At 67.9% G+C, this 13,212-nt stretch carries 11 protein-coding genes; 7 read left to right on the top strand and 4 right to left on the bottom strand.

The window, feature by feature from the left end; genetic code table 11:
• Nucleotides 1–21: 21 nt before the first annotated feature.
• Complete coding sequence (gene nirB, locus H7I87_RS24970; protein ID WP_023860759.1) at nt 22–2,589, bottom strand: nitrite reductase large subunit NirB; 2,568 nt, start codon at nt 2,587–2,589, stop codon at nt 22–24.
• A 227-nt stretch (nt 2,590–2,816) separates the two neighbouring features.
• On the opposite strand from nirB, the gene H7I87_RS24975 reads away from it, so the two are divergent.
• The 6 genes from H7I87_RS24975 to H7I87_RS25000 all read left to right on the top strand — a co-directional run bounded on the left by H7I87_RS24975 (nt 2,817) and on the right by H7I87_RS25000 (nt 7,719).
• Complete coding sequence (locus H7I87_RS24975; RefSeq protein WP_003874030.1) at nt 2,817–3,257, top strand: Hsp20/alpha crystallin family protein; 441 nt, start codon at nt 2,817–2,819, stop codon at nt 3,255–3,257.
• 225 nt (nt 3,258–3,482) lie between these two features.
• Nucleotides 3,483–3,797, top strand: coding sequence for an Rv0250c family protein (locus H7I87_RS24980; protein ID WP_003874031.1), 315 nt, complete (start codon nt 3,483–3,485; stop codon nt 3,795–3,797).
• 93 nt (nt 3,798–3,890) lie between these two features.
• Nucleotides 3,891–4,718 carry a succinate dehydrogenase subunit SdhC gene (gene sdhC / locus H7I87_RS24985; protein WP_011726326.1) on the top strand — a complete coding sequence of 276 codons (828 nt, stop codon included), beginning with the start codon at nt 3,891–3,893 and terminating at the stop codon, nt 4,716–4,718.
• A gap of 42 nt (nt 4,719–4,760) precedes the next feature.
• Complete coding sequence (locus tag H7I87_RS24990; protein WP_009979614.1) at nt 4,761–6,701, top strand: fumarate reductase/succinate dehydrogenase flavoprotein subunit; 1,941 nt, start codon at nt 4,761–4,763, stop codon at nt 6,699–6,701.
• A complete protein-coding gene (locus H7I87_RS24995; protein ID WP_009979616.1) occupies nt 6,698–7,444 on the top strand; it encodes a succinate dehydrogenase/fumarate reductase iron-sulfur subunit in 747 nt (248 codons plus the stop codon). The genes H7I87_RS24990 and H7I87_RS24995 overlap by 4 nt, the downstream gene beginning before the upstream one ends.
• 119 nt (nt 7,445–7,563) lie before the next feature.
• A complete protein-coding gene (locus tag H7I87_RS25000; RefSeq protein ID WP_162014679.1) occupies nt 7,564–7,719 on the top strand; it encodes a hypothetical protein in 156 nt (51 codons plus the stop codon).
• A 30-nt stretch (nt 7,720–7,749) separates the two neighbouring features.
• On the opposite strand, the gene H7I87_RS25005 is transcribed toward H7I87_RS25000, so the two are convergent.
• Nucleotides 7,750–8,238, bottom strand: a complete 489-nt coding sequence (locus H7I87_RS25005) for a flavin reductase family protein (protein WP_003874036.1) — start codon at nt 8,236–8,238, stop codon at nt 7,750–7,752.
• Nucleotides 8,239–8,335: 97 nt separating this feature from the next.
• On the bottom strand, nt 8,336–9,373 hold the full coding sequence (locus tag H7I87_RS25010; protein WP_031347577.1) for an isopenicillin N synthase family dioxygenase: 1,038 nt from the start codon (nt 9,371–9,373) through the stop codon (nt 8,336–8,338).
• 201 nt (nt 9,374–9,574) lie between these two features.
• On the opposite strand from H7I87_RS25010, the gene H7I87_RS25015 reads away from it, so the two are divergent.
• A complete protein-coding gene (locus H7I87_RS25015; RefSeq protein ID WP_003879144.1) occupies nt 9,575–11,410 on the top strand; it encodes an acyl-CoA dehydrogenase in 1,836 nt (611 codons plus the stop codon).
• A gap of 319 nt (nt 11,411–11,729) precedes the next feature.
• On the opposite strand, the gene H7I87_RS25020 is transcribed toward H7I87_RS25015, so the two are convergent.
• Complete coding sequence (locus H7I87_RS25020) at nt 11,730–13,076, bottom strand: acetyl-CoA C-acetyltransferase (RefSeq protein ID WP_023860761.1); 1,347 nt, start codon at nt 13,074–13,076, stop codon at nt 11,730–11,732.
• Between the last annotated feature and the right edge of the window lie 136 nt (nt 13,077–13,212).

Below are 13,212 nucleotides of genomic sequence, written 5' to 3' on the forward strand. Positions count from 1 at the left end.
TATCTCCCAGTTCCTCCGGAACTACCCCTGACGGATCTTCGGCATGCCAATGGACACAGGGATTTTGCGGCCGGCATGCTCGGTGAACGCCACCGTCGAATCGACGGCGTCGGGGGCGTTGACGAACGACACGAACCGCGACAGCTTGTCCGGATCGTCCAACACGCCCTTCCATTCGCACTTGTAGTTGCGCACATGCCGCTCCATTGCGGCCTCGAATTCCTCGGCCAGCCCCAGCGAGTCCTCGCACACCACCTCGCGGACGTGGTCCAGACCGCCGTCCAGCGACTCGACCCACGGCGCGGTGCGCTGCAGCCGGTCGGCCGTGCGGATGTAGTACATGACGAACCGGTCGATGTAGCGGACCAGCGTCTCGGTGTCCAGGTCGCTGGCGAGCAGCTGCGCGTGCTTGGGCGTCATACCGCCGTTGCCGCCGACGTAGAGGTTCCAGCCCTTCTCGGTGGCGATGACGCCGACGTCCTTGGACCGCGCCTCCGCGCACTCGCGCGCGCAGCCCGAGACGCCCATCTTGATCTTGTGCGGCGCCCGCAACCCGCGGTAGCGCAGCTCCAGGTCGATGGCCAGCTGCACCGAGTCCTGCTGCCCGTACCGGCACCAGTCGGTGCCCACGCAGCTCTTCACGGTGCGCAGCGCCTTGCCGTAGGCGTGGCCGGACTCCATGCCGCCGTCGACCAGCCGCTTCCAGATCGCCGGCAGCTGGTCCACCCGGGCGCCGAACATGTCGATCCGCTGGCCGCCGGTGATCTTGGTGTAAAGGCCGAAGTCCTGGGCGATCTGGCCGATCAGGATCAGGTGTTCGGGCTTGATGTCGCCGCCGGGCACCCGGGGCACCACCGAGTAGCTGCCGTTCTTTTGGATGTTGGCCAGGAAGTGGTCGTTGGAATCCTGCAGCGAGGCCTGCTCACCCTCCAGGATGTGCTCCGACCCGGTGGACGCCAGGATCGAGGCGACCACGGGTTTGCAGATGTCGCAACCCTTTCCGCGGCCGAAGCGCTCCAGCAGGCCGGAAAAGGTGCGGATCTCGGTGGCCGAGATGATCTCGAACAGCTCGGCCCGCGACTGGCTGAAGTGCTCGCACAGCGCCTTGGACTGCTCCACCCCCTCGGCTTCCAGCAGCTGCTTGAGCAGCGGCACGCACGACCCGCACGAGGTGCCGGCCGAGGTGCACGACTTGAGCGCGGCGACGTCGGCGCAGCCGTCGGCGATCGCGCATTTCAGGTCGCCCTTGGTGACGTTGTTGCAGGAGCAGATCTGCGCCGAATCGGGAAGCGCCCCAACGCCCAACGCCGTTCCGCCGCCGGAGGACGCCGGCGCGATCAGCGCCAGCGGGTCGCCCGGCAGCTCGCTGCCGACCATGGGCCGCAGCACCCCGTAGGACGAGGCGTCGCCGACCAGCACACCGCCGAGCAGGGTCTTGGCGTCATCGGAGAGCACCAGTTTGGCGTAGGTGCGGTTGACCGCGTCGTTGATCGCGACCTCGAGGCAGTTCTCGGTCGTCCCCATCGCGTCGCCGAAGCTGGCCACGTCGACGCCCAGCAGTTTGAGCTTGGTGGACAGGTCCGCCTCGCCGAACTCCGCGCTGCCGTCCAGCAGCCGGTCGGCCACCACTTCGGCGGAGGTGTAGCCGGGCCCCACCAGGCCGTAGCACCGGCCGTCGATCGCGGCCACCTCGCCGATCGCGTAGATGTCGGGATCGCTTGTCCGGCAGGACAAGTCGGTGAGCACCCCGCCGCGCTCGGCGCGGGCGAGGCCGGCGGCGACCGCCAGCTCGTCGCGCGGCCGGATGCCGGCCGCGAAGATGACCAGGCCGGCGTCGATCACCTGGCCGTCGCTCAGGCACACCCGCACCGTCGTGGACCCGTCGGGGCCCTCGACCGGTTCGATCGCCTCGGTGCCGGTGCCGACGTGCACCGAGATGCCCAGGTCGCCGATCATCCGGGCCAGCAGAGCGCCGCCGGCCTCGTCGATCTGCTGGGCCATCAACCGCGGCATCATCTCGACCACATGGGTCGCTAAGCCGAACTGGCGCAGCGCATTAGCGGCCTCCAGCCCGAGCAGGCCGCCGCCGATGACCACGCCGGCGCGAGCATGGGCGGTCTGCGCCGCACGCTGGGCGTCGGCGCGGATGGCGTCGAGGTCGTCGAGGGTGCGGTAGACGTGGCAGGCAGGCAGCTCGTGGCCGGGCACCGGCGGCACAAACGCGTAGGAACCGGTGGCCAGGACCAGGGTGTCGTAGTGGTGCCGCTGACCGTCGGCGGTCACCACTGACTTTGTCGCGCGGTCTATTTCGGTGACCCGCTGGTTGAGCACCAGCCGGACCTGCGGGTCACCCTGGTAGTCGTTGCCGGGCAACGCCAGCAGCGCGCGGTCCCAGCTCTCGGTGTACGAAGTCAGCCCCACCCGGTCGTAGGCGGCGTCAGCCTCCTCGGCGAAAACCGTGATGCGCCAACGGCCCTCGGTGTCGCGGGCGCGCAGCGCCTCCACGAACCGGTGTCCGACCATGCCATGTCCGACTACGATGATGTGACGCGGCGCACAGCCGTCGCGCGAAATCCCGTCTGCAGACATGGCTTTGAGGGTAACGGCGAGAAATTACGTCTTTTTCGCCCAATGTGACGGTCCTATGACGAGGATCTCACAACTCACAGGAACGGCTGTGATTGATCGTTCGCTGCCGGCGAACGGCCAGCTGGAACTTAAGCGTGGTCGACTCATGTTTGTAGGAGTAGCCGGCCGACGAGGCGCCGGTCACAGGAATCTCACAACGAAGCTCAAGGAAGTGGAAGGGAAGCACCATGAGCAACCTCGCATTGTGGACACGACCGGCCTGGGACACCGACCGGTGGCTGCGCGACTTCTTCGGCCCCGCCGCCGCAGCGGACTGGAACAAGCCCGCGACCAGCGCTTTCAAGCCCGCCGCCGAGATCGTCAAGGACGGCGACGACGCGATCGTACGTGTCGAGCTGCCCGGCGTTGACGTCGACCAGGACGTCCAGGTCGAGCTGGACCGTGGCCGCCTGGTGATCCGCGGCGAGCACCGCGACGAGCACGCGGAGGAGAAGGACGGCCGCACGCTGCGGGAGATCCGCTACGGCTCGTTCCACCGGTCGTTCCAGCTGCCCGGCCACGTCACCGACGACGACATCACGGCGTCCTACGACGCCGGGGTGCTGACGGTCCGGGTCACCGGTGCGTACGCCGGAAACCAGGCCAAGCGCATCGCGATCACCAAGTAATCCGCGCCGTACTCCGCGCGAGCAGACGCAAAAGCCCCCGAAAGCAAGGCCTTTCGCGGGCTTTTGCGTCTGCTCGCGCGTCTGTTGCTGCGCCCGGCAGGCAGCATCCGGCGGCCCGCGACGCGGCGTGCCGGTCGCGGGGCCGATGAACGCCTGACGCCCGGCGCGTGTCGTGGCTACTATCGGGGACGTACTGTGATCCGAAACACTCCTCGAGGAGATCCGTTGACTAGCACGCCGGGCACCACGGGCACGACCGAATTCGCCGAACTGCACGACCTCATCGGCGGCCTGCGGCGGTGTGTGAGCTCCCTGCGGGCGCGCTACGGCGACAGCCCGGCGATGCGCCGCATCGTCATCGACGCCGACCGCATCCTGTCCGACGTCGACCTGCTCGACACCGACGTATCCGAATTGGACCTGGCCCGCGCTACCGTGCAGCAGTCCGGGGAGAAGGTCGTCATCCCCGACACCCAGTACGACAGCGAATTCTGGCGCGACGTCGACGACGAGGGCGTCGGCGGCCACCACAGGTCCTGAACAACCCGAGCGCCCCCAGCCAGCCCCCCGCAGAAGGGGGGCTCGCATCTGTGTACCCTTCGACAGACAGCCCGTTCGAAGAGGAACAACCAGATGAGCGCACCCACGGCGAACCGTCCTGCGTCCGGTGTCTTTTCACCCACACGCGCCCGCATCGAGCAACGCACCCTGCGCACCGACCGGTGGTGGATGTCGCCGCTGCGGATCGACCTGGGCTTCGCCGCGTTCCTCATCTATGCGACGGCGCGGGCCTTCCAGCAGAACTACTTCTTCGTCGGCAAGTACCACTACCTGACGCCGTTCTACTCGCCGTGCGTCAGCAAGGGCTGCGGTGAGGCCGGCGACATCTGGCCGCAGTTCCTGCCGGACGTGTGGTGGTTGCCGTACGCGGCGGTGTCGCTGCCGTTCCTGCTGCTGTTCCGGCTGACCTGTTACTACTACCGCGGCGCCTACTACCGCACCGTGTGGCAGTCGCCGACGGCCTGCGCGGTGGCCGAGCCCCGCGTCCACTACACCGGCGAGACCAGGTTCCCGCTGATCATCCAGAACACTCACCGGTACTTCTTCTACATCGCCTTCATCATCTCGGTAATCAACAGCTACGACGCGATCGTGGCGTTCCACTCCGACACCGGTCCGGGCGGATTCGGCTTCGGGCTGGGCAATCTGATCCTGCTCGGCAACGTCATCATGCTGTGGGTCTACACGCTGTCCTGCCACTCCTGCCGGCACGTGACCGGTGGCCGGCTCAAGCATTTCTCCAAGCACCCTGTGCGGTACTGGATCTGGACCCAGGTCAGCCACATCAACACCCGGCACAAGCTGTACGCCTGGATCACGCTGGGCACCCTGATGCTCACCGATTTCTACATCGCCCTGGTGGCCAGCGGCACCATCCCCGACCTGAGATTTGTTGGCTGACAAGCCATTTGACGAAGAATCAGAATTAGCTAGCGAGGTTTCATGGTTGAGGTCGAACGGCATGCCTACGACGTAGTCGTCATCGGCGCCGGCGGCGCGGGATTGCGCGCGGTCATCGAGGCGCGGGAACGCGGCCTGCGCGTCGCGGTGGTGTGCAAGTCGTTGTTCGGCAAGGCGCACACCGTGATGGCCGAGGGCGGCTGCGCGGCCTCGATGGGCAACACCAACCCGAAGGACAACTGGAAGACCCACTTCGGCGACACCATGCGCGGGGGCAAGTTCCTCAACAACTGGCGCATGGCCGAGCTGCACGCCAAGGAGGCCCCGGACCGCGTCTGGGAGCTGGAAACCTATGGCGCGCTGTTCGATCGGCTCAAGGACGGCAAGATCAGCCAGCGCAACTTCGGTGGGCACACCTACCCGCGGCTGGCGCACGTCGGTGACCGCACCGGCCTGGAGCTGATCCGCACCATGCAGCAGAAGATCGTCTCGCTGCAGCAGGAGGATTACGCCGAACTCGGCGACTACGAGGCGCGCATCAAGGTGTTCGCCGAGTGCACGATCACCGAGCTGCTCAAGGACGGCGACGCGATCGCCGGCGCGTTCGGCTATTGGCGCGAGAGCGGCCAGTTCGTGCTGTTCGAGGCGCCCGCGGTGGTGCTGGCCACCGGCGGCATCGGCAAGTCGTTCAAGGTCACCTCGAACTCCTGGGAGTACACCGGCGACGGGCACGCCCTGGCGCTGCGGGCGGGCGCATCGCTGATCAACATGGAGTTCGTCCAGTTCCACCCGACCGGCATGGTGTGGCCGCCGAGTGTGAAGGGGATCCTGGTCACCGAGGGCGTCCGCGGTGACGGCGGGGTGCTGAAGAACTCCGAGGGCAAGCGGTTCATGTTCGACTACATCCCCCCGGTGTTCAAGGGCCAGTACGCCGAGACCGAGCAAGAAGCCGACCAGTGGCTCAAGGACAACGACTCGGCCCGCCGCACTCCCGACCTGCTGCCGCGCGACGAGGTCGCGCGCGCCATCAACTCCGAGGTCAAGGCCGGCCGCGGCAGCCCGCACGGCGGCGTCTTCCTCGACATCGCGTCGCGGCTGACACCGGCGGAGATCAACCGCCGGCTGCCGTCGATGTACCACCAGTTCAAGGAGCTGGCCGGGGTCGACATCACCAAGGAGCCGATGGAGGTCGGACCGACCTGCCACTACGTGATGGGCGGCGTCGAGGTGGACGCCGACACCGGGGCGGCCACCGTCCCCGGCCTGTTCGCGGCCGGCGAGTGCTCCGGCGGCATGCACGGCTCCAACCGGCTGGGCGGCAACTCGCTGTCGGACCTGCTGGTGTTCGGCCGTCGGGCCGGGCTGGGCGCCGCCGACTACGTGCGCGCGCTGAGCAGCCGCCCGACCATCAGCCCCGACGCCGTCGAGGCGGCCGCCAAGCGGGCGCTGGCCCCGTTCGAGGCGCCGGCCGGCGGCACCGCCGAGAACCCCTACACCCTGCAGCTGGAACTGCAGCAGTCGATGAACGACCTGGTCGGCATCATCCGCAACGCCGACGAGATCTCCGAGGCCCTGGCGCGGCTGGGCAAACTGCGGGAGCGGTTCAAGAACCTGCACGTGGACGGGCAACGCCGGTACAACCCGGGCTGGAACCTGGCCCTCGACCTGCGCAACATGCTGCTGGTCAGCGAATGTGTCGCCAAGGCCGCGCTGGAGCGCACCGAAAGCCGCGGCGGGCACACCCGCGACGACCACCCGTCGATGGACTCGGCCTGGCGCAAGGTGCTGCTGGTGTGCGAGGCGGCCGGGGGCGACGAGGTGATTCCCGACATCAGCATCCGCAAGAAAGACCAGACGCCGATGCGGCCCGACCTGCTGGAACTGTTCGACATCGCCGAGCTGGAGAAGTACTACACCGACGAGGAACTCGCCGGGCACCCAGGACGGGGCCCCAGGACGGACCCCGGGACGGAGAGCAAATGACCTACAACGCGAAGATGCGGGTGTGGCGCGGTGACGACGCCAACGGTGCGTTGCAGGACTTCACGGTCGAGGTCAACGAGGGCGAGGTCGTCCTCGACATCATCCATCGCCTGCAGCAGACCCAGACGCCCGACCTGGCGGTCCGGTGGAACTGCAAGGCCGGCAAGTGCGGCTCCTGCTCGGCGGAGATCAACGGCTATCCGCGGTTGCTGTGCATGACCCGGATGTCCACCTTCGCCGAGGACGAGGTGGTCACCGTCACGCCGCTGCGCACCTTCCCGGTGATCCGCGACCTGGTCACCGACGTCTCGTTCAACTACGAAAAGGCCCGCGAGATCCCGTCTTTCGCGCCGCCCAAGGACCTGCAGCCCGGCGAGTACCGGATGGCCCAGGAGGACGTGCAGCGCTCGCAGGAGTTCCGCAAGTGCATCGAGTGCTTCCTGTGCCAGAACGTCTGCCACGTGATTCGCGACCACGACGAGAACAAGAAGGCGTTCGCCGGCCCGCGCTTCCTGATGCGCATCGCCGAGCTGGAGATGCACCCGCTGGACACCCGCGACCGGCGCAACGACGCCCAGGACGAGCACGGCCTGGGCTACTGCAATATCACCAAGTGCTGCACCGAGGTCTGCCCGGAGAACATCAAGATCACCGACAACGCGCTGATCCCGATGAAAGAGCGGGTCGCCGACCGCAAATACGACCCGGTGGTGTGGCTCGGTAACAAGCTGTTCCGTCGCTGAGCATGCCGGCCGCGCGGCCGGGTTAGGCCGTCGCGGTCCCCGGGTAACCCCCTGGCATCCTGTCGGGCCGCCCGCGGGCGGCCGTGTACCCACGACCGGAAAGGCATCTCATGGAGCCGATGCGAGAGACCGCCAGCATCAACAACATTCGTACCGCGATTCGGCAGTTGTCGGTGCGCGCCCAGCTGGCGCGCAAGGAGGGGCGGCACGGCGACGCCGCCGAACTCGAGAACCGCATCCAGGGTTTTCGCGAAGAACTCAGCCACCGCCCCTGACCAAGGGGCGGGCAGGAAAATCAGAAAAGATCAGGCGCCGAGGCGGCGGAACCCGCTGCGATGAAACACGATGGGCGCCACGTTGGCGTCCACGGTCACCTCGTTGACCCGCAACACCACGATGGTGTGATCCCCGGCCGGGATCAGCTGTTCAACCGCGCTTTCCAGCCACAGGGCGGTGCCCTTGATGAACACCGCGCCGGTGGGCCGCGAGACGGTCTCCAGCCCGGCGAACCGGTCGCCGGTCTTGGCGGCCAGCGTGCGGGCGGCCTCGTCGTGCTCCTCGCCGAGCACGCTGATCCCCAGCATGGGCCGGTCCTTGAGCTTGGGCCAGGTGGTCGAGGTGTTCTGCACGCAGAACGACACCAGCGGCGGATCCAGCGAGACCGGGACGAAGGTGCTGGCCGCCAGACCCTCCAAGGTTCCGTTCACCTCGGCGGCGATCGCCACCACACCGGACGGGAAATGACCGAAGGCCTCACGAAGTGACGACGCTGTCAGCTTGTTGTTCGAATTCACCGGACTTCATTCGCCCCTAGGCCGGACACGGGATTTTCGGATGTGACCCTACCCGGCGCGGATGGCGCCGTCGCGGCCACCCTGGCGCTACGCGGGATCAGTCCGCTGCGCCGTGGTGCGCCGAAAAGCCATGCGCCGAGGCGACATCGGGGTGCGAGCGCAGCCGGCTCTTCCAGGCGTTGCGGCCGTAGACGGAGAAGATGGGGTCGGCCGGATCCTCCGACGGGGTCCAGCGCTCGCCGGCGTGCGCCCGGAGTTCAGGCGGCAGCGACAGCACGGGTATCCGGGCGTCGAGGCGCGGATTGAAGAAGTAGGGCACCGAGATCCGCTCTGCCGTCGACCCCGCCAGATTCACCCGGTGCTCGGTGGCGCGCAGGTAGCCCCGCGTCGCCGCCTCCAGCAGCTCGCCGATGTTGACGATGAACGCACCCTGCCGCGGCGGCACGTCGATCCAGCCGTCGCCGCCCGGCCCGCCACGGCGCACCTGCAAGCCCCGGCTGCCCGGCTCGGCCAGCAGCAGCGTGAGCACACCGGCGTCGCGATGCGCGCCCACCCCCTGCGGGCCGGCCGCGCGCCCCGGGTAGCGGATGATCTTGATCAGGGTGGCCGGCGCGTCGGCGAACGCCGCGTCGAACACGTCGTCCGGGCTGCCCAGCGCGGCCGCCCAATGCCGCAGCAGGGTGCGGGCCACCCCGGACAGCGCGGCGTCCCACTCCTCGATGAGCCCGGGCAGCTCCGGCAGCGCCGCGGGCCACTGGTTGGGGCCCTGCAGCCACCGGTAGTCCGACTTGTCCAGCCGGCCGATCGGCGGGCGTTCCGGGCCGATGTCGATCTGTTCGCGCCAATCGACCGCACCGCGGGTCCGCTCCCCGCCTAGCCGGGTGTAGCCGCGGAAATGGGGGCTGCGCACCATCGCGACGGCGTCCTTGTCCGCCTGGGGCAGCCGGAAGAACCGGCGCGCGGCGTCGAGCACCCGGTCCACCAGGTCCGCCGGTACCCCGTGGCCGGTCAGATAGAAGAAGCCGACCCGGTGCGCGGCGTCGCGCAGGCCGTCCCGCAACACGTCGGGATCGGCCCGCAGGTCCACCTCGGGCACCGCGGTGACGCCCGGCACAGGGCACATGTCGTTGCTCACCTCCCCACCGTCACCGCAGGTAGATGGGTTGCGCATGGCGTGGGCACCCGTCTGCCCAACCGGTTGGTTAATTAGGCAATGAAATCTAGCTCACATTGGCTTGCATCCCGCTGACGCGAACGATATTTTGAAGTTGTTACTGGTGGGTAACTTAGACCTAGTACCCAACCACAAGTGGCATTCTCAACGAGGAGGACCGTAGTGAGCCACTACAAGAGCAACGTCCGCGACCAGGAATTCAACCTGTTCGAAGTGCTGGGCGTTGACAAGGCTTTAGGGCAAGGCGAGTTCAGCGATCTGGACGCCGACACGGCCCGCGAGATGTTGAACGAAATCAGCCGGCTGGCCGAGGGGCCCATCGCCGACTCCTTCGTCGAGGGCGACCGCAACCCGCCGGTGTTCGACCCGAAGACGCACTCGGTGACGCTGCCGGAATCGTTCAAGAAGTCCGTCCACGCCGTCATCGAGGCCGGGTGGGACAAGGTAGGCATCGACGAGGCCCTCGGCGGCGTCGCCATGCCCAAGGCGCTGCTGTGGGCGCTGCACGAGCACATCCTGGGCGCCAACCCGGCGGTCTGGATGTACGCCGGCGGCGCGGGCTTCGCCAACATCCTCTACCACCTGGGCACCGACGAGCAGAAGAAGTGGGCCGTGATGGCCGCCGAGCGCGGCTGGGGTTCGACCATGGTGCTCACCGAGCCGGACGCGGGTTCCGACGTCGGCGCCGGGCGCACCAAGGCGGTCAAGCAGGACGACGGCTCCTGGCACATCGACGGTGTGAAGCGATTCATCACCTCGGCCGACTCCGACGACCTGTTCGAGAACATCTTCCACCTGGTGCTGGCCCGCCCCGAGGGCGCCGGCCCCGGCACCAAGGGCCTGTCGCTGTTCTTCGTGCCCAAGTTCCTGTTCGACTTCGAGACCGGTGAGCTCGGCGAGCGCAACGGCGTCTTCGTCACCAATGTCGAGCACAAGATGGGCCTGAAGGTGTCGGCGACCTGCGAGCTGAGCTTCGGCCAGCACGACGTCCCGGCCAAGGGCTGGCTGGTCGGCGAGGTGCACAACGGCATCGCGCAGATGTTCGAGGTCATCGAGCAGGCCCGCATGATGGTGGGCACCAAGGCCATCGCGACCCTGTCGACCGGTTACCTGAACGCGTTGGAGTACGCCAAGTCTCGCGTCCAGGGCGCCGACATGACCCAGATGACCGACAAGACCGCACCGCGGGTGACCATCACGCACCACCCGGACGTGCGGCGGTCGCTGATGACCCAGAAGGCCTACGCCGAGGGTCTGCGCGCGCTGTACCTGTTCACCTCGACCTACCAGGACGCGGCGGTCGCCGAGGCGCTCTACGGGGTGGACGCCGAACTGGCGGTCAAGGTCAACGACCTGATGCTGCCGGTGGTCAAGGGCGTCGGCTCCGAGCAGGCCTACGCCAAGCTCACCGAGAGCCTGCAGACCTTCGGTGGCTCCGGCTTCCTGCAGGACTACCCGATTGAGCAGTACATCCGCGACTCCAAGATCGACTCGCTCTACGAGGGCACCACGGCCATCCAGGCGCAGGACTTCTTCTTCCGCAAGATCGTCCGCGACAAGGGTGTGGCGCTGGCCCACGTGTCCGAGCAGATCCAGAAGTTCGTCGACAGCGAGTCCGGCAACGGCCGGCTCAAGTCCGAGCGCGAACTGCTGGCCAAGGCGCTGGCGGACGTGCAGGGCATGGCGACCGCCCTGACCGGCTACCTGATGGCCGCCCAGGAGGACGTGACCAGCCTGTACAAGGTGGGCCTGGGTTCGGTGCGGTTCCTGATGAGCGTCGGTGACCTGATCATCGGCTGGTTGCTGCAGCGTCAGGCGGCGGTGGCCGTGGCGGCGCTGGACGCCGGCGCCAGCGGCGAGGACCGGTCCTTCTACGAGGGCAAGATCGCGGTGGCGTCGTTCTTCGCGAAGAACTTCCTGCCGATGCTGACCAGCACCCGCGAGGTCATCGAGACGCTGGACAACGACATCATGGAGCTCGACGAGGCGGCCTTCTAAAGCCCTTCCGAGGCCGCTGACAAGCGCAATCAAAAACCCCGCTTCCCGATGGCAGCGGGGTTTTTGATTGCGCGGCGCCGGATGGGCGCACGATGGGGCGCAGAAAAAGGCCGCCGCTGGATCCCCTCACTCCAGCGGCGGCCCTTCTCGGACGCCCGTCGCGCAAACTGACAGGCGGTCGTGTCAGGGATGCCCCGTATTGCCGTCGGGGTCGGGGGGTCAGACCACAACACGGGGCTATCCGGGGTCACGGATACCCGCGGCCTCCGGTTACTAACCCTTGCTAACCCGATGTGACCCAACTCATGGGCCCGGCCCGTCAGGCCTCGAGGATCGCGGCCACGCCCTGGCCGCCGGCCGCGCAGATCGAGATCAGGGCGCGCACCGGTTTGTCGGCGCCCTTGAGCTCGGCCTTACGCTGCGCGACCTGCTTGGCGGCCTGCGCCAGGATCCGCCCGCCGGTGGCCGCGAACGGGTGACCGGCGGCCAGCGAGGACCCGTTGACGTTGAGCTTGGAGCGGTCGATGGAGCCCAGCGCGGCGTCCAGGCCGAGCCGTTCCTTGCAGTAGTCCTCGGATTCCCAGGCCTGCAGATGGGCCAGCACCACCGAGGCGAACGCCTCGTGGATCTCGTAGAAGTCGAAGTCCTGCAGGCTCAGGCCGTTGCGGGCGAGCAGCCGCGGCACCGCGTAGGTGGGGGCCATCAGCAGGCCGTCGCGCCCGTTGACGTAGTCGACCGCGGCCGTCTCGGCATCCACCAGGTAGGCCAGCGGGGTCAGCGAGTGCGCGGCCGCCCACTCCTCGGTGCCCAGCAGCGCCACCGAGGCGCCGTCGGTCAGCGGGGTCGAGTTACCCGCCGTCATCGTCGCGTCGCCGGCCTTCACCCCGAACACCGGCCGCAGCTTGGCCAGCTTCTCCGGCGACGAGTCGGGCCGCAGGTTGTCGTCGCGGTACAGGCCCAGGAACGGGGTGACCAGGTCGTCGAAGAAGCCGCGGTCGTAGGCGGCCGCCATGTTGCGGTGGCTGGCGGCGGCCAGCTCGTCCTGGGCGACCCGGGTGATGCCCATCTGCTTGGCGGTGATCGCCTGGTGCTCGCCCATGGACAGGCCGGTGCGCGGCTCGCTGTTGACCGGGATCTCGACGCCCAGGGTCGCCGGCAGCGTGCCCACCAGCTTGAGTCGCTGCACGTTCGACTTGGCCCGGCGCAACTTCAGCAGCGTGCGGCGCAGGTTGTCGCCCAGGCCGATCGGCGCGTCCGAGGTGGTGTCCACCCCGCCGGCGGCGGCCACGTCGTAGCGGCCGGCGGCGATGCCCTCGGCGGCCGCGATCGCGGCCTGCAACCCGGTGCCGCAGGCCTGCTGCAGGTCGAACGCCGGCGTGTAGGACGACAGCTGTGAACCCAGCACGCATTCGCGGGTCAGGTTGAAGTCCCGGCTGTGCTTGAGCACCGCGCCGCCGACCACCACGCCCAGCCGCTCACCGGCCAGCCCGAAGCGGTCCACCAACCCCTCCAGCGCGGCGGTGAGCATGTCCTGGTTGGACGCCTCGGCATAGGCGCCGTCGGAGCGGGCGAACGGAATCCGGTTGCCACCCAGGACGGCCACTGGCCGCCGCTGCGCACTGCGCTGAGCAGCCGGTTTGCTTGCCTCGGAACTTGCAGGGGCCACTTGTGTTCTCCGTGTGTCTGCGGTTGGTCGGTTTGCGGGTCGCCCGTCTCGGGCCATACTACCCACTGTTCTTACTCTGAAGTAAGTTCGTCCTCGATACGGTTGTCCTATAGGCATACCCCGACGCAGAAACAAC

The organism is Mycobacterium timonense, assembly GCF_025821985.1.
GTDB lineage: Bacteria > Actinomycetota > Actinomycetes > Mycobacteriales > Mycobacteriaceae > Mycobacterium > Mycobacterium avium.